Genomic DNA, 17,693 nt, shown 5'->3' with positions numbered 1-17,693 from the left:
GAATAATCATAGGTTAGGGTATGAATACGGCTGCTAATACGACTCCGGCGCAAATAGAATATACATATAATGATCGCTACATTAATCGTGAGCTTTCTATTCTCGACTTCCATTTGCGGGTATTGGAACAAGCAGTCGATCCTTTGCATCCTTTGCTTGACCGGATGAATTTCCTGCTGATTTTCTCGCGTAATCTGGACGAATTTTTTGAAATTCGCGTTGCTGGGGTGATGGAGCAACTGGACTTGGGTAATGAAAGTCGTAGTCCAGACGGTTTAACTCCTAAACAGGTGCTGGATATTATTTCCAAAACCACGCATGAGGCAATTGACCGCCAATACCGTATTTTAAATGAACAAATTTTGCCTAAACTGCGTGAAGAAGACATCTGTTTCTTGCGTCGCGGCGAATTAACTCCGGCACAGTCGGCTTGGATCAAAAAATATTTTCAGGAACAGGTGGCTCCGGTACTGACGCCAATCAGTCTTGATCCTGCACATCCATTTCCACGTCTGGTCAATAAAAGCCTCAACTTTATTGTGACCCTAGAAGGTAAAGATGCTTTTGGCCGTCAGATTGATCTGGCTGTAGTACCTGCACCGCGTTCATTGCCGCGTGTCGTGCGCTTGCCGGATGAACTTACTGGGGGGAAAGAGCATCATGTGATGCTGTCTGCGATTATTCATGAGCATGTTTCAGACCTGTTCCCGGGCATGACAGCAACCGGCTGTTACCAGTTCCGTGTCACCCGAAATGCCGATTTAGCCTTAAACGAAGATGTAGAAGACCTGGCCAAAGCCCTGAAAGGGGAGTTAAATTCGCGTCGTTTTGGCCGTGCGGTACGTTTGGAAGTGACTCATAATTGCCCGAAACATATCTATGATTATTTGCTGGATGAATTTGATCTGGAAGAAGAGCAACTGTATAAGGTCGATGGCCCGGTTAACTTGGCGCGGTTGTTGTCCAATTTTAAGCGTCCACATTTACGCTATGATTCACACACGCCTATTATTCCGAAAGTGCTGAGAAAGTCTGAAAATATTTTTTCTGCTATGCAGAAACAGGATATTTTACTCCATCATCCCTTTGAATCTTTTGCCCCAGTCATTAATTTACTGCGTGAAGCGGCACGTGATCCACAAGTTTTAGCCATCAAGCAAACGCTATATCGCAGTGGTCCAGATTCTGAAATTGTTCAGGTCTTGGCGGAAGCAGCACGTAATGGCAAGGAAGTGACGGCGGTAATTGAACTCCGTGCCCGTTTCGATGAAGAATCCAATATTGAAGTAGCGAATGTACTGCAAGAAGCTGGAGCAGTCGTCGTGTATGGCATTGTCGGTTATAAAACCCATGCCAAAATGATTCTGGTGGTACGCCGTGAAAACAATAAACTGGTGCGTTATGTACATTTAGGTACCGGTAACTATCATGCCGGTAATGCCCGTATTTATACCGACTATGGCTTGCTGACCACAGACAAAGAGCTTTGTGAAGATGTGCACCGCATTTTCCAGGAATTAACCGGTATGGGGAAAATGGCAAAACTGAAAAAGTTATTGCATGCTCCTTTTACCTTGCATGCTCAGCTGATTAATTTTATTGATGATGAAATTGCTAATGCCAAAGCCGGTAAGCCTGCGCAAATTATTGTCAAGGTGAATGCCTTAACGGAAATGCAACTGATCAATAAATTATATGAAGCATCGCAAACCGGCGTGCAAATTGATCTGATTATCCGTTCAATCTGCTGCCTGCGTCCCGGTTTGCCTGACCTGTCTGAAAATATTCGGGTACGTTCCATCGTTGGACGTTTCCTTGAGCATACCCGTGTCTATTACTTCTTGAACGGAGGAGATAGCCGGATTTACTGTTCAAGTGCAGACTGGATGGATCGTAACCTGTTTAATCGTGTGGAAGCCTGTTTCCCGATTGAAGATGCAGCATTGAAAAAACGCATTTATCAGCAAGGTTTACTGAATTATTTAAAGGATAATCAGCAAGCGTGGTTACTGCAAAGTGATGGTACATGGTTACGTGCACAGGTTGCTGAAGGGCAAGAAGCACATAATGCACAGCGTATATTATTAGAGATGATTAAATAATCCACAATAGTGTCCCTCATATCAAATCAAGGAGTCTTTGGATTCCTTGATTTGATTGATTTATTCATAAATTATTCCCAATAAATCATCCTCAACTTAAAAAATGAAGGTTCTATGCTGGCAATTTTTCTGTAGATATTTTTAATATTGCTTTTCTAATGGATGATTAAAAAAGGGTTGATCTTCTATCATCATGATAGGAATGGGTAATAGCAGTTCACTTACAAGCTGGTACTCACAGTGGTGGTATATTTTATTTGGTTATTTGGTTATTTGGTTATTTGGTTATTTGGTTATTTGGTTATTTGGTTATTTGGTTATTTGGTTATTTGGTTATTTGGTTATTTGGTTATTTGGTTATTTAGTAATAAAAATAAACAAACAGCTATTCCTGAAACTGGTGAATTTATAAAATAAAAGTAAATTTAAGTCGCTGTACAGTAAAGAATATTTAGATATAAATTATTTTATTTTGACTTATTTGTGGTTGAGTTATTTTCTTGTGCAAAGTACAGGCATTCTTATAAATGATGAAAAATACCCAATTATAGGGATATTAGAAGTGATATTTAGCTTATAGCATAACAGTGCTTTTTGTTTGGGTTGACTCAACAATACTGTTTCAACTCCAAGGGCTATAATATTTCTATTACAATCAGAGTAATGGAAATATTTTACCTTACATGGCTTATCTAGGTGGATAAGCTATTTTTTTACCTTTCATCTTTAAATGAAACATAAAATACCTATTATCAAGGTAAGCGTCCACTGAACCCCATGCCTATTTTTTAATTTTGGTCGGATTTCCAGCGGTGTGGCAGTAATTCTTCTATTTGGGTCACTTTATGCGTCGGCAGCCTTTTCAGCACATCACTTAAATAGGCATACGGATCCAGTCCATTCAGCTTTGCTGACTGGATTAAAGTCATGATATTGGCAGCTCGTTGGCCGCTGCGCAGCGAGCCAGCAAACAGCCAGTTCTTACGTCCCAACGCCCAGGGGCGCATCTGATTTTCAATCCAGTTATTGCAAATCGGTAGATTGCCATCATCCAAATAGCGGCTTAAAGCTGGCCAACGCTTCAGAGTGTAATTGATGGCCTTGGCGGTGGGAGAACTCGATGGCACCGTCAGATGATGTTGGTTGAGCCATTCATATAGTTGTTGCATCACCGGTTGGCTATGCTGTTGTCGGTATTCGCGGCGGTCTTCCGCTGTACCATCCGTCTTTTTCCTGAGTTCTGCTTCTATGGCATACAGTTTCTGAATCAGCACTAATGCCTGTTCAGCGACCTGACTTTTCCCGGTCACATGCAGTTCATGGAATTTACGACGTGCATGGGCCATGCAGCCCACCTCAATGACCTGGCCTGATTTAAAGCGTGCTTTATAACCACTGTAATCATCACAGACCAGATGACCCTGCCAGCCTTTCAGGAACTCTTCAGCATGCTGACCTGAACGACTATCCTGAAAGTCATAGATCACCGCTTGAACTGGATTGTACTGTGTGGTGGCATAGGCCCAGACATAACCTTTCTTCGGTTTTTTCTCATCATCACCCATCCGCATGATGGTGACCGGCGTTTCATCGGCATGGATCACCCGCTGTTGCAACACCACCTGTTTTAAGGCATTAGCCAGAGGTTCCAGTTCCACACCGCAGCGACCAATCCAGTCAGATAAAGTGGATCTGGACAGATCAATGCCAGCCCGCTGATAGATCAGGCGCTGACGGTACAGCGGTAAATGATCGGCATACTTCGATACCAGCACATGGCTGAGCAGTTCAGGTGAAGCAATGCCTTTATCAATCACATAGGCAGGCATCGCTTGCTGAGTCAGGGTGTCACACTGATCACAGACCCATTTGCCACGGACATGCTGTTCCTTGTAGAACTGTGCCGGTCTGAAATGCAGTTTTTCACTGATATCTTCGCCGATACGACGTAACTGGCAGCCACAACTGCATTGGGTTGATGCAGGTTCATGCTCAATACGGATGGTGTGTAGATGATCTGGCAGCAGTCGACGTTTAGGTTTGTTGACTGTGGCTTTCTGTGTCGCTGCATGGGTTTTATCTGCATTTAATCGTTCTAATTCCAGATCAACGGCTGCGATATCTTCTTCGACCGCTTCGTCCCATAGATGGATTTGTTTTGCGGTGAGATGTTCGTTTTTACTGCCGAATTTATGCTTTTTAAACAGCGCCAGTTCATGCTCGTATTTTTGATTGAGAATAGAAAGATGCTGAACTTTGGCATCCAATTGCTGGTTTGATTTTTCTAATTCTTGATTTGATTGTGCCAGAGACTGATGCTGCATCGCCAACTGTCTGGTGAATTCCAGCAGTTGTTCATGGGTCAGTTGGCTTAAGTCAGGCAGCGTATTCATGACCGCAGTATGCCTGAGGTCATGACGCAGAGGAAATAGAACGTTTGGAGGATGGCAGAATAGCCGAGCTTGGTTTAGAGCATCGTGACCACCTGCTGTCGTCCAATGCGCTGCCAAGGCAAACCCTGGATTAATGCCTGTAACTGTTCCGGGTTGAGAGCTACGTTTTCACCCTGGTGAACTTTAGCCCAGTGGAATTTTCCCTGTTCCAGCCGCCTGGCACACAGCCAGATGCCCAGTCCATCATGTACCAGCACTTTCATACGATGGCCACGTTTATTACAGAACAGGTAGGCGCAATGCGGTTTGATTGAGCCAAAGGCTTTCATAATCTGCGCCATGGCCGTATCCATTCCTGCACGCATATCCATGGGCTGAGTAGACAACCAGATTTCATCGATACGGATCATGTTGCCAGCACCTTGAGTAATTCTGCCAAGGCAGGTATTTCTGATACTTGCCATTTCAAGCCAATTTCTGCTTTTGAGTGGGGTAAAGTAATTTGAACTTTTAACATGTCAGTAGGAGTAGGATCTAATGGTGCAGAGCAAGATAAGGCAATAAATGCAGGTTTATTCGGTAGTGGTGAGCGATCACTCCCTGGCTTAGCATCAATTAAGCGAATCCATTTGGATACAAGATTTGTATTCAATCCATGTTGCAAAGCGACTGAAGCAATTGAAACGTCCGGTGCTTTACAAGCCTGAACGATCTGCTGTTTAAATTCAGCACTGTATGTTCTTCGTTTTTTCGCAAGAGATGCGATGGATGTCTGATTATTTGTAGTCATAAATTTAAGTCCCCACTTGTTTCTAAGTGGGGACTAAATTAAGGCTTATAGGATGAATTCAGAAGGTGTGTTCAGCGGACGCTTACTTATCAAGTATATAAAGTAATTAAATGGTTGCCTGGAATTGCTCACTTTTGATGGTGTTTGCAATTCAGAAGTGAGTAATTTCTTGAATGTAGTTTTCTCTATTTATTCCTATGTATGAGAAGTTGTCCATTTGTTTTAATTAAAGTTTATCCGAGTGCTAAGCATTTTTTTATGAAAGAAATAAGGCATTTGATTAAAAAAGTGAGCCTGCATACTTTACATTAAGCATAAAAAAAGGAGCAGTTGCTCCTTTTAATAGATTGAATCTTTTAATGAAGAGTCTGTGTGATTTTTTGCAAGATTTGCAACAGGACATCAAACTCGCTTTGCAATGGGGTACTTTTACGTGTCACCAGGGCAAGGGTACGGCTTGGCGCTGCCTCTATAGGTTTCACCACCAAGTCTGAATTGGCTTTAATCATATGGGTATGAATCGCAATTTCAGGAAGCAGGGTAAAGCCTAAGTCTGAACAAACCATTTCTATCAGTGTCGGTAATGAACTTGCTTTTAAGCGATGATCATTTTTGCGTTCACCAATTGGACAGGCACTTAACACATGGTTGCGTAAACAATGACCTTCTTCAAGTAATACTAAGCGCGATAAATCCAGATCATCCAAATTGCGGGCATTCTGTGCATTCTGATCCGCTTTATGGTAAACCAGATACAGATTTTCTTTTGCAATTTCTGCAACTTTTAAGCCACGTGTATCAAAAGGCAATGCCAACACGATCATGTCCAAATTACCATGTTCGAGTTTTTCGACAATTTTTTCACTTTGTGCTTCGTGCAAGTGCAGCTGAATTTTAGGAAGTTGTTTATGCACTTCATCTAGCAGTTGCGACAGAATAAAAGGTGCAATTGTGGGAATAATCCCTAAATGTAGATCACCTGTTAAAGGTTCGCTCATTTCACGACTTAAACGCATCAGGTCTTGGGCATCTGCCAAAAGAACACGGGCTCGTGCAACAACCTGTTCACCAAGCGGAGTTAAACGTACATTTTGGCGATCGCGTTCAACAAGTACTCCACCTAGCAAGCGCTCTAACTCCATGATCCCGCCAGACAAGGTTGACTGGGTCACAAATGAACGGCGCGCAGCTTCAGTAAAATGCAGCGTTTCAGACAGTGTAACGAGGTATGACAGCTGTCTTAAAGAGGGTAATGCAGCCATAGTGTCCTAATGTTTTGATTTAAAGTGATCAGCAAATAATCCGCTCAGATATGGAATAAAATGCGGTGGGATATCATGCCCCATTCCCTCAATTAATTCAAACTTAGCATCAGTAATTGCCTTTGCAACTGCTTTGCCATGACTCGGTGGCAATAAACGATCACGAGAGCCATGTACCACGAGGGTAGGTTGCTGAATTTGCTTACCCAATTGTAGCAAAGAACCTGTACATAATATTGCTAAAAACTGTTGAAGTACACCCGCTGGATAGTAACTTCGTTGATATAATTTGCGTGCTGTCTGAATAATTTCCAGTTGATTGATATATCCAGGTGAGCCAATAATGTTAAATACCTTCACGCTATGGTTCACAATGCCTTCTTCATCAGTCGATTCTGGTCTGCCAATCAGGCCAAACAGCTGTTTGGGAAAAGGCGGCGGTAACAGCGGCTGATTGTTACTAGTAAACATCAGGCCCAGATTACTGACTTTTTGTGGATGTTTTGCTGCCAGAATTTGTGCAATCATGCCTCCCATGGAAGCGCCAATGACCGAGACTTGTTGCAGACCCAAACGATCAATTAGTAGTGCTGCATCTTCTGCCATATTATATAAGTTATAGGGCGCACCTTGATTTTGTAAGCCTAAGGCAAAACGTCCCATCAATTTCAATGTGTTGAGACGTGGACCAGAATGACGGATTTTGGAAGACAAGCCAATATCGCGGTTGTCAAAACGAATTACGCGATAACCTTGGTCAATCAGGGATTTGCAGAAAAAATCAGGCCAAAACAACATTTGCGCACCTAAACCCATAATCAGTATGATGGCAGGATGTTCCGGATTTCCACCCATTTCCACATGAAGTTCAACGCCATTACCTAAATTGACTTTGGTTTCATGCATAAAAGATGTATAGGGAGAACCCGTAAAACTGAGTGCGCTATCCATTGTTATTTTCCTAAAAAAGGACATTTTGCTGAAAAAATGTCCTTGGTATTAAAATCTTAAACTGCAGCAGGAATCAAGTCCGGCACCAGTTTTGTGAGAAGCAAACGCTGTTTGGCAGCACTTGGTCCCAACAAGACAAAACCACGTAATGTATTTTCACTATCGAGCGCTTTAGCAATCATTCCATCTTCGAGTTCTTCTGTTTCCCAGTTTACATCAACGTCCACAGGTGCAGGAAGTACTGTAAGAGGTGCCGCAGGTGTTTTGACCGCAACCGGCATTGCCGGGTAATGCACATGGGTTTTTTCACCATTCAAGGTTTTGGCTAAGGCACGTGCCTGTTGCATAATTGGCATGACATACGGCAACAGCAAACCATTGACTTCGGCGCAGTCCCCAATGGCATAAATATCTGCCTGGTTGGTTTCCAGATGGCTATTGGTCAAAATACCGCGACTGCAATGAATATCAGCAGCTTTTGCTAAGTCCAGATTCGGGTGTAAACCAATCGCAGAAAGCACAATGTCGGCAACCACAGACTGACCATTGGCTAACGTGATTTGATAATCGCCTTGTTCCACTTTGATGACTTTTTCAACCGTGGTACCCAGAACAAAGTGAATACCGGTATCCTCAAGTTTTTCCTGGAAAGACGTTGCAACATGGGCGGGTAATAGGCGGCCCAAAGGTTGAGGAGCCAAATCAATCACAGTCACTTGATGGTCTGTGTTTTGCAAGTCATTGGCAAATTCACAGCCAATCAGACCGGCACCTAAAATCACTACACGTTTATCGTGATGTTGATCCAGATTTTTACGAAATGCCTTGTAGTCCTCTAAATTATTGACGACATGAATATCATCACTGCCATCGCCTGCAATCGCTACGCGAACAGGATGAGCACCCACTGCAAGAACCAGTTTGGCATAAGGCTGAGTACTTTGCTGTCCATCTTTTTCTAAAATCAGCTGATGTTGGGCTGCTTGAATTTCTTTGACCCAGGTATGGGCTTCAATACGCATATTCAGTTGCGTCGCCATTTTAGCTGCATCACCCAAGGCAATTTGTTCAGGTGCCTTGTTTCCAACTAAAGCATTGGAAAGTGTCGGTTTGGCATAGTTTACCGCATCATCTGCACAGATCATGACCAGCTCATGCTCGGGATTAAGCTTGCGAAATTCACGTGCTGCGGTATAGCCGGCCATACCAGAACCAATGATGACGATAGGATGCATATTATTCTCCAGACTGTTTTTCTTTAATAAGACATAAAAAAAGACCATTCACTATGGTCTTTTGTATCAATACTCAGACTTCTACCATTTCGAAATCAACTTTTGATACACCACAATCCGGGCAGGTCCAGTCATCCGGGATATCTTCCCATTTGGTCCCTGCGACAATCCCATCTTGTGGCCAACCTTCAGCTTCGTCATAAATCCATCCACAAACGATGCATTGATATTTCTTCATTTGACTCTCCAAAACACTGACTTTTCAAAAATATGCGGTCAGTAATATTCCATATACCGTGTGACTCTATTGATATGACTTTCAATGTACACATTCAAGCAAATTTTTACGCAGTTCTGTCTACAATGTAAAGCAAATATCGGAGTTTAAGGACAGAAATTGAAACCAGAATTGCTGAGAAGGACAAAACTGGTCTTTAAAGCATGAAAATAGTCAGAAGTGGAGCAATATAAATTAGCTTTCCTTTTTAAACAGTGTGACAAACAAAATTTTGGCTCCCAGCGTAGTTAAAGTGGATGAGGGGTCTTTATAGACTAAGGTCGTGCAGAAAAAAAATCCCGTATTTGTTATTATATGATTAGATAAATCTATACCTATTATTTATTTAAAAAATTAAATAACTAAATCAGTAGGTTATAATTTTGTGATTATTTTTATTATGGTTTAAAAGTAAGCGCTGACTGGTCATGGGCCTAATAAAGCGTTAAAATTCATATATTCTCTTTTAAAATACTTTTCTCCCATGAGCAATCTGTCTACAACTTTGTGGTCTAACATTCGTACGGTCCAGGATTTCCCTAAACCAGGTATTTGTTTTTATGACTTGACTCCATTATTTATGGGAAACATTGAGTTATTAACCGATGCTTTAGTTGCGAGTATTCCTGCTGAAAAATTGGCAGAAGTCGACAGTTTTGTCGCAGTTGAAGCGCGCGGTTTTGTACTTGCAAGTTTATTGGCGCAACGTTTAGGCAAAGGTTTATTGCTGGTTCGTAAAGCAGGAAAATTACCACCACCAGTGGTTGGTGTCGGTTATAGTCTGGAATATGGTATGGACCGTCTGGAAATGTCGGCTGATGTTCAAGCGCAAAAAATCATTATCGTAGATGATGTGTTAGCCACTGGCGGTACGCTAAAAGCAGTCAAACAGTTAGTGAATAAATGCGAGCATGAAGTTTTAGGGGCAAGTGTTTTTCTGGATTTGCCAGATTTGCATAATGACCTGGGCTTAGATATTTGGTCTGTGTTAGATGAAAAATCGCAGCCAGAACAAGCTGTTGCTTGATTAAAGCATATGAAAAAAGCCTTGGTTATTCCAAGGCTTTTTTATTTTTTCAGAAAATATGTCTGCATATGCTGAAGCAGTCCATTGATATTTTCTGGACTGGCTAAACGATGATGCCCCCCTTCGACGGCCTGAACCTGCATATAGGGTTCGAGTTGCTGTTGTACAGCATACATATCCAGTTCTTCATCGCCTAATTCCAGATAGGCAATTTGTGCAATATCATGTTCCAGATCATCTTCGCTAATAGGTGGATAATCAGCACGAAAGTCTGGGCTTAGGCTGGGATTGGCAATAATCGCCGGAATTTTGTATAGGACTGACATTTTCAAGGCCCAGTAAGCCCCCAAGCTATGGCCAATCAGAATTTCCGGTTGAATTTTGGCAATAATTTCCCGGTAAAAATTAGCGACGGTTTGAAAATTCAGGTTGCGATAATCTACATCGATACAATATTTATGATCGGCGTTAATAGCATGGAATCTGGCTGATTCACGTGAAGAATCGAGTCCATGCAAAAATAGGATTTTTAAAGGGCATGTCGTCATTTTTTTAGTTCATACTTTCTTTATTCACAAAGATAGACACAGTCGAATAGATTACTTTTCAACTATTTTTCTTGAATCTATTGTAAGTGACTTGGCTGAACAAAGAAGTTAGCTTTTGGTCTAAGGTGTATTTCAGATCAATCTAATGAACTTAATTTAAAAATAAATTATTTATTAAAAATAAATACTTGGTGTTATTGATTATTGAACTCAGTATTCAATAACAAAATGTAGCGATGGTGTAAAAAATGGTTTCTCTACTTTTATGGACAGCATGTTTTGGAGAGTTGGCCACGCTATGGAAACATGAAGTTATGCAATTTTAATTGCAGCCTCTACCTTAAAAGTACGGCAGGTATATGGCCTCCTTAGCTATAGCCAATGGACCTACGGCAACGGTATGGTTGCTACAATTATAAGCATTTGGATAGAGTTGAAAGTGGTGATCTTTAAACATTTAGCTAGGGTTTGAGAGAGTATTGAAGATTTGGAAGGTGAAGAAGTTAAAAAATGGAAGGGTGCTTTAAAGAAATATGTTCTGGAGCAGATAGATGGAAAAAACATACTCAGGGTGAATGTAGATAGGTCTAAAGACTATCGGGAAATGATGGAAAACGGGTTTAAAAGGGTTATGAGAGTGTTAAACAGCTTACTAAAGCCTAGCCAGATGAAGTAAAGAACGAGCCTGTAAATTATTTTGTGTAAGTTCCATTTTTTATAAATGATCTTTTAATCGATCATCGAACTGAATCGTAAACCAATTCATCGCTAAACGCCAATTTTGAATTGGCATGGTCCATTTTTTAGCAGCATTTGAAGTTGCTAAATAAATGACCTTTTTCACTGAATCATCAGAAGAGAAGATCTTTCTCTTTTTAGTTGAATGGCGAATCACGCTATTCAATGATTCAATTGCATTTGTTGTATAAATCGCATGGCGTATTTCAGCAGGATAGCTAAAGATCGTTCGGATATTTTCCCAATTTGCCCGCCAGGATTCTCCAATTTTTGGATACTGGTGATTCCATTGATCGCAGAAGATACCTAGGGAATTTAAAGCATTTTCTTCTGTACTTGCTTGATAGATCGCCTTCAATCCTGCTGTTACAGCTTTGTAGTCCTTCCAGCTCACAAATCTCAGGCTATTGCGTACAACATGCACGATACACAGCTGGATATCAGTATGAGGGTAGACAGAGGCTATCGCATCAGGAAAGCCTTTTAGCCCGTCTACACAGGCAACAAGAATATCTTGCACTCCTCGATTTTTAAGCTCTGTCATGACTGACAGCCAGAATTTGGCACCTTCTGTTTGAGCAAGCCACATGCCAAGAAGTTCTTTTTGGCCATCCAGGTTAATGCCTAATGCTAAATAAACTGATTTATTGATTACTGTTGAATGCTGACGAACCTTAACAACAATGCAATCTAAATAGACAACAGGATAAAGACTATCGAGTGTTCTATTTTGCCATTCTGTCACTTGTTCAATGACAGCATCCGTCACCTTACTAATAAGGGAGGCAGATACATCGGCATCGTACATTTCTTTAAAGAAAGCAACAATTTCTCTATTTGTCATTCCTTTCGCATATAGCGAAAGAATTTGATCATCCATGCTAGTAATGCGCGTTTGATGCTTCTTAATAATCTGTGGTTCAAAAGAGCCGTCACGATCACGAGGGATATCTAAAGCAAGCTGCCCATCTTGTGTTAGAACTGTTTTGGAGCTAAAACCATTACGTGCATTAGATCCTTTCTTAGGTTGATGCTTTTCATAGCCTAAATGTTCAGAAAGCTCAGTATTCAGAGCGGTTTCAATCATGAACTTTTTAAATATGGCTGTCATTTGGTTTAAATCTTCAGGAGTTTTTAAACCTTTAGCTAATTCAGCTGCCATACTTTTGATTGTAGCTTCATCCATGTGAAGTACCTCTTTTTATTATCCTCAGTAGGATAAATGAAAATTAAGTACTTACACAAAATTTAGAACAGTCCCTAAAGAAACCCGGCTTTTAGCAAATCAGTGCATTTGTATAGCAATAAGACATTCGAAATTTGCACTAAATCTGCTATGCTATGCAACTTCCGTTTTTTACACATATTCGAGGCAGAGATGACGCAACATAACGCTCAATCGACTTCTGAACCACACATTTCCGAAAACGATTTAATTGCACAGCGTCATGCCAAGTTAAAGCAGATTCAAGACCACGCAAAAGAAACTGGTATTAGTCCATGGCCAAACGCGTTTAAGCGTGAGCACTATGCACAAGACTTACAAGACCAATTTGCTGAAAAATCTAAAGAAGAAATTGAAGCTGGCGAACACGTCCATGTAAAAGTGGCTGGTCGTGTGATGTTGAACCGTGGGTCATTCATCGTGATCCAGGACATGACTGGCCGTATTCAGCTTTATGTTGCACGTAAAGAACTTGCACCTGAAGTACTGGAAACCATCAAAAGCTTAGATCTTGGTGACATCATTGCCGTTGAAGGTTATATCGGCCGTTCAGGTAAAGGTGACCTGTATGTACACATCGAGCAATTTGAACTTTTAACCAAGTCACTGCGTCCACTTCCAGACAAATTCCATGGCTTAACTGATACAGAAGTCAAATACCGTAAACGTTACCTGGATTTAATCGTAAACGAAGAAACCCGTAAAACCTTTGAAATTCGTGCCAAAGTGGTTTCTGGGATTCGTGCCTATTTAAGCAATGAACGCTTCATGGAAGTGGAAACGCCTATGATGCATGTGATTCCAGGTGGTGCTTCTGCGCGTCCATTTGAAACACATCACAATGCGTTAGACATGCCTTTGTTCTTGCGTATTGCACCTGAGCTTTACCTGAAACGTTTGGTGGTAGGTGGTTTTGAGCGTGTATTCGAGATTAACCGTAACTTCCGTAATGAAGGGGTTTCAACCCGTCATAACCCAGAATTCACCATGATTGAATTCTATCAGGCTTATGCAGACTATAAAGACTTGATGGCTTTAACTGAAAATATGCTGGAGAAACTGGCGCTAGATATTTTGGGTACAACTGACGTGCCTTACGGTGAAGAAGTGTATAGCTTCAAGGGTCCATTCAAGAAAATTTCGATGTTTGATGCCATTCTGGAACACAACCCGCAATTTACGCCTGAAAATGTAAATGACCGTGAATTCCTGGCTAAATTTGTTCAGGAAGAATTGAAAGAACAGGTGAAACCTGGTTTTGGCCTGGGTAAACTTCAAACTATCGTATTTGAAGAAACTGTGGAAACCAAACTGCGTCAACCGACATTCATTACCGAATATCCAGCGGAAACTTCTCCATTGGCGCGCCGTAATGATGAAAATCCGCACATTACTGACCGTTTTGAATTCTTCATCGGTGGTCGTGAGCTGGCCAATGGTTTCTCGGAATTAAATGACCCGATTGACCAAGCAGAACGTTTCCAGGCACAGGTAGCTGAAAAAGATGCCGGCGATGATGAAGCAATGCACTTTGATGCAGACTTCATTGAAGCACTTGAATACGGTCTTCCTCCTACAGCAGGCGAGGGTATTGGTATTGACCGTTTAGTGATGATTTTTGCCAATGCACCAAGCATCCGTGACGTGATTTTGTTCCCGCATATGCGTCATAAACATGCATAAATTGTGAATGAAAAGAACCCGCTCAGTGCGGGTTTTTTATTGCCTGAAACTTATGATGGCTTGAAAATCAGGCAAAAAAATACGCAATGATTGGGGTGATCATTGCGTAGAACAACGAATCTGTTTGCACAGTTCGGTTAAGGAGAATGTTAGAACTAGGGGTAGCTCTAAGCATTTAAGACATCTTAAAATGAATGCTGAGTCATTTCATGATGCTTTTAGTTAAGTTGTGTTAATTCAGGTTAATCACTCTGGGTTAGTGTGATTGATTGCTCATTTTTTAGCTATAAAAAAGCCCCTCTAGAAAAGAAGGGCTTTTAAAAATATACAGTGTTTAGAAGTGGAAAACGCCAAGTCCTGCTTTCACTTCATCAAGCGTTTGCTGGGTAATATCACGGCACTTGTCAGTCCCGGTTTTTAGAATATCCATGATGTAGTCAGGATCTTTCTGTAATTCCATACGACGTTCACGAATAGGGCCAATCAGTTCTTTCAAAATGCCTTCAAGACGTTTTTTCACCGTACCATCGCCCAAACCGCCACGACGATAATGTGCTTTTAACTCTTCCAGCTCTTCTTTGTTGGTATCGAAAGCATCTAGGTAAGTAAATACCACGTTGCCTTCCACCTGACCTGGATCTTCAATACGCAAATGATTTGGATCGGTATACATGGCATTCACAGCTTTTTTGATGTCCTTGTCAGATGCATCCAGCACAATGGTATTGCCCAAAGACTTCGACATTTTTGCCTTACCGTCGAAACCTGGTAAACGACCAACATTGGAAAGCAGTGCCTTACATTCAGGTAAAATTTCATGACCAATCTGACGGTTTAAGCGACGCACGATTTCGTTGGTCTGTTCGATCATTGGAATCTGGTCTTCACCTACTGGCACTACAGTCGCTTTAAAGGCGGTAATGTCAGCTGCTTGAGCTACTGGATAGCAAAGGAAACCAGCCGGAATGTCACGCTCAAAGCCACGCATCTGAATTTCAGATTTAATGGTCGGGTTGCGTTCCAGACGAGCCACGGTGACGAAGTTGAGATACAACATGGTCAGTTCATTCAGTGCTGGCAAGCAGGACTGAACACAGATCGTGGTTTTGGTCGGGTCAATACCTACAGCCAAATAATCTGTTGCCACTTCAATAATATTACGGCGTACTTTTTCAAAGTTATCGGCGTTGTCGGTTAAAGCTTGGGCGTCAGCAAGAAGGAGATGTTGATGGTGAGAATCCTGTAAACCTACGCGTGAACGTAAAGAACCTACAAAATGACCTAAATGAAGTTGTCCGGTTGGGCGGTCGCCAGTCAAAATAACAGGACGATTGTCTTGATTACTCATTATCTCTCTATTCCAAAGTAGTGAATACTACATACTTATATGCTGATGTATTGTCTTATTGTACGGCATAATGTTTTTGAATGTCAGGCACTATAAAAACAGATCATTGAAAAAATAAGAACAATTTAATGATGTGGATACAGTTTTTTTGAATCTTTCTCTTTAAAATAGCCGATAGAACCTTTAGGGATAACAAGAATGGCGAGTAGTTTATTAATATTATTAGATGATATTGCAACTGTTTTAGACGACGTTGCTGTCATGAGTAAAATGGCGGCAAAAAAAACCGCAGGCGTATTGGGTGATGATCTGGCACTCAATGCCCAACAGGTGAGTGGTGTGCGTGCAGAGCGTGAACTGCCTGTGGTTTGGGGGGTAGCCAAAGGCTCTTTCGTGAATAAGCTGATTCTGGTGCCTCTGGCCTTGCTGATTAGTGTGATCGCGCCATGGCTTATCAATCCGTTATTGATGATTGGTGGTCTGTTCCTGTGTTATGAAGGGGTAGAAAAAGTGCTGCACAGTGTGCAGCACAAAAAAGCCACGACGGAAGAAGCAGCTGAAGCAGAATTCAATGCCATTGAAACCGATTTGGCCAAGTTCGAGAAAGAAAAAATCAAAGGGGCGATTCGTACCGATTTTATTTTGTCTGCTGAAATTGTGGTGATTTCATTGGGTACCGTTGCAACAGCTGCTTTTGGTACTAAGGTGATGGTGCTGTCAGCCATTGCGATTATCATGACTATTGGGGTGTATGGTTTTGTCGCCATGATTGTCAAAATTGATGATCTGGGATTGTACTTAACCAAGCAGGCATCGGGTTTCAAGCAAACTGTGGGACGCGGTTTGCTGGCGTTTGCCCCAAAACTGATGAAAACTTTGACCATTGTCGGAACCATTGCCATGTTCCTAGTGGGTGGCGGAATTATTACTCATACCATTCCATGGTTTCATCATTTCACTGAAGATTCGGTCGATTATGTACAACACCTTCCTACAATGGGCAATATTATTGGCGCAGTGACTCCGACCTTAATTAATCTGGGGATTGGTTTTGTTGCTGGATTGTTGGTTTTAATTATGGTTAGCGTTATTCAGAAGATGAAGTCCAAGTCAAAACAGGCTTAATGATGAAAAAGCTCGCTAAAATAGATTGAGCTAATTCTAAGGAAAAGCACTATGCGCTGGAAAGGACGTCGAATCAGTAGCAATGTAGAAGACCGTCGTGGTGGTGGCGGAGCTAAAGCAGGTGGGATTAGTATCTTGGGGCTGATCGTCGCATTCGTGGCCTGGAAGTTTTTTGGAGTCGATCCTCAACAGGCTTATCAGGCCACCAAACAGGTCACTTCACAATCACAACCGGCTGAAACCAGAGGTTTGGAGAATCCAAGCCCGGAACAGCAGGAAGCCATGGATTTTGTCGGTACGGTATTGGCAGATACCGAAGATACCTGGAGCCAAGTGTTCCAGCAGCAGCTTAATGCGCAGTATGCCGCACCGAAACTGGTGATGTTTAATGGCATCGTGGATTCGGGCTGTGGTACCGCACAATCTGCCATGGGGCCTTTCTATTGTCCTTCAGATCAGAAAGTGTATATCGATACGGCTTTCTTTAAAGATATGCGTCAGCAAATGGGTATTTCCGGTGAGCAAAATAGCACGGAATTGTCCCGCCAGGATCAGGCCGGTGATTTTGCCCAGGCTTATGTGGTGGCTCATGAAGTGGGACATCATCTGCAAACGCTGTTAGGTATTTCGGCACAAGTGCAAAAGGCCCGTGCCCAATCGAGTGAAGTGCAAGGCAATCAGCTTTCTGTACGTCAGGAATTACAGGCAGACTGTTTTGCCGGGATTTGGGCGTATCATAACCAGCAACGTACCCAGTTTCTGGAGCAGGGTGATATTGAAGAAGCCATGGATGCAGCGCATAAGATTGGTGATGACTATTTACAGAAACGTGCGACCGGGCAGGTGGTACCCGATAGTTTTACCCATGGCAGCAGCCAGCAGCGTATGAAATGGTTTGAAACCGGGTTGAAATCAGGTCAGATCAACGATTGTGATACTTTTAATCAAGCCATTTAAATAGCAATGAAGCATTAAAAAAAGAGGATATT

General features: G+C 41.9%; 15 protein-coding genes. 5 read left to right on the top strand and 10 right to left on the bottom strand.

The features are described from left to right. Positions 1 to 20 precede the first annotated feature (20 nt). Complete coding sequence (gene ppk1 / locus JFY49_RS11330; protein ID WP_200223005.1) at positions 21 to 2,102, top strand: polyphosphate kinase 1; 2,082 nt, start codon at positions 21 to 23, stop codon at positions 2,100 to 2,102. 788 nt (positions 2,103 to 2,890) lie between these two features. On the opposite strand, the gene tnpC is transcribed toward ppk1, so the two are convergent. From tnpC to rubA, 7 genes are all read right to left on the bottom strand, one after another. Then, positions 2,891 to 4,495 (bottom strand): IS66 family transposase, encoded by a 1,605-nt coding sequence (tnpC, locus tag JFY49_RS11325; RefSeq protein WP_200222996.1) that lies wholly within the window; start codon positions 4,493 to 4,495, stop codon positions 2,891 to 2,893. Between the two features lie 74 nt (positions 4,496 to 4,569). Further along, positions 4,570 to 4,905: an IS66 family insertion sequence element accessory protein TnpB gene (gene tnpB, locus JFY49_RS11320; RefSeq protein WP_162689812.1), complete on the bottom strand. Its 336-nt coding sequence runs from the start codon at positions 4,903 to 4,905 to the stop codon at positions 4,570 to 4,572. Continuing rightward, positions 4,902 to 5,285 carry an IS66-like element accessory protein TnpA gene (tnpA, locus tag JFY49_RS11315; RefSeq protein ID WP_002114018.1) on the bottom strand — a complete coding sequence of 128 codons (384 nt, stop codon included), beginning with the start codon at positions 5,283 to 5,285 and terminating at the stop codon, positions 4,902 to 4,904. The genes tnpB and tnpA overlap by 4 nt, the downstream gene beginning before the upstream one ends. 356 nt (positions 5,286 to 5,641) lie before the next feature. Further along, a complete protein-coding gene (oxyR, locus tag JFY49_RS11310) occupies positions 5,642 to 6,547 on the bottom strand; it encodes a LysR family transcriptional regulator OxyR (protein ID WP_200222992.1) in 906 nt (301 codons plus the stop codon). A 6-nt stretch (positions 6,548 to 6,553) separates the two neighbouring features. Continuing rightward, on the bottom strand, positions 6,554 to 7,498 hold the full coding sequence (gene estB, locus JFY49_RS11305; RefSeq protein WP_200222991.1) for an esterase EstB: 945 nt from the start codon (positions 7,496 to 7,498) through the stop codon (positions 6,554 to 6,556). Positions 7,499 to 7,554: 56 nt separating this feature from the next. Then, positions 7,555 to 8,733, bottom strand: a complete 1,179-nt coding sequence (rubB, locus tag JFY49_RS11300) for a rubredoxin reductase RubB (RefSeq protein ID WP_200222990.1) — start codon at positions 8,731 to 8,733, stop codon at positions 7,555 to 7,557. A 73-nt stretch (positions 8,734 to 8,806) separates the two neighbouring features. Continuing rightward, positions 8,807 to 8,971: a rubredoxin RubA gene (gene rubA, locus JFY49_RS11295; RefSeq protein WP_086195931.1), complete on the bottom strand. Its 165-nt coding sequence runs from the start codon at positions 8,969 to 8,971 to the stop codon at positions 8,807 to 8,809. Positions 8,972 to 9,494: 523 nt separating this feature from the next. Between rubA and JFY49_RS11290 the strand changes: the two genes are divergently transcribed. Continuing rightward, on the top strand, positions 9,495 to 10,037 hold the full coding sequence (locus JFY49_RS11290; RefSeq protein ID WP_166167506.1) for an adenine phosphoribosyltransferase: 543 nt from the start codon (positions 9,495 to 9,497) through the stop codon (positions 10,035 to 10,037). A 41-nt stretch (positions 10,038 to 10,078) separates the two neighbouring features. On the opposite strand, the gene JFY49_RS11285 is transcribed toward JFY49_RS11290, so the two are convergent. Both JFY49_RS11285 and JFY49_RS11280 read right to left on the bottom strand, forming a co-directional pair. Continuing rightward, entirely contained in the window at positions 10,079 to 10,585 is a 507-nt protein-coding gene (locus tag JFY49_RS11285) for a YqiA/YcfP family alpha/beta fold hydrolase (protein WP_180082782.1), read from the bottom strand. 715 nt (positions 10,586 to 11,300) lie between these two features. Then, positions 11,301 to 12,509, bottom strand: a complete 1,209-nt coding sequence (locus JFY49_RS11280; protein ID WP_171547054.1) for an IS256 family transposase — start codon at positions 12,507 to 12,509, stop codon at positions 11,301 to 11,303. Between the two features lie 192 nt (positions 12,510 to 12,701). Between JFY49_RS11280 and lysS the strand changes: the two genes are divergently transcribed. Continuing rightward, complete coding sequence (lysS, locus tag JFY49_RS11275; protein ID WP_200222989.1) at positions 12,702 to 14,231, top strand: lysine--tRNA ligase; 1,530 nt, start codon at positions 12,702 to 12,704, stop codon at positions 14,229 to 14,231. Between the two features lie 334 nt (positions 14,232 to 14,565). Here lysS and trpS read toward each other — a convergent pair whose 3' ends face one another. Next, positions 14,566 to 15,579, bottom strand: coding sequence for a tryptophan--tRNA ligase (gene trpS, locus JFY49_RS11270; protein ID WP_200222987.1), 1,014 nt, complete (start codon positions 15,577 to 15,579; stop codon positions 14,566 to 14,568). A gap of 198 nt (positions 15,580 to 15,777) precedes the next feature. On the opposite strand from trpS, the gene JFY49_RS11265 reads away from it, so the two are divergent. Both JFY49_RS11265 and JFY49_RS11260 read left to right on the top strand, forming a co-directional pair. Then, complete coding sequence (locus JFY49_RS11265; RefSeq protein ID WP_200222985.1) at positions 15,778 to 16,704, top strand: DUF808 domain-containing protein; 927 nt, start codon at positions 15,778 to 15,780, stop codon at positions 16,702 to 16,704. Between the two features lie 51 nt (positions 16,705 to 16,755). Further along, a complete protein-coding gene (locus JFY49_RS11260; protein ID WP_200222983.1) occupies positions 16,756 to 17,661 on the top strand; it encodes a neutral zinc metallopeptidase in 906 nt (301 codons plus the stop codon). Positions 17,662 to 17,693: the final 32 nt, after the last annotated feature.

This window comes from Acinetobacter sp. CS-2 (assembly GCF_016599715.1).
In the GTDB taxonomy this organism is placed as follows: Bacteria; Pseudomonadota; Gammaproteobacteria; order Pseudomonadales; family Moraxellaceae; genus Acinetobacter.
The sequence above is the reverse complement of the archived record's forward strand: the minus strand, read 5'-3'. Positions and strand labels throughout refer to the sequence as shown.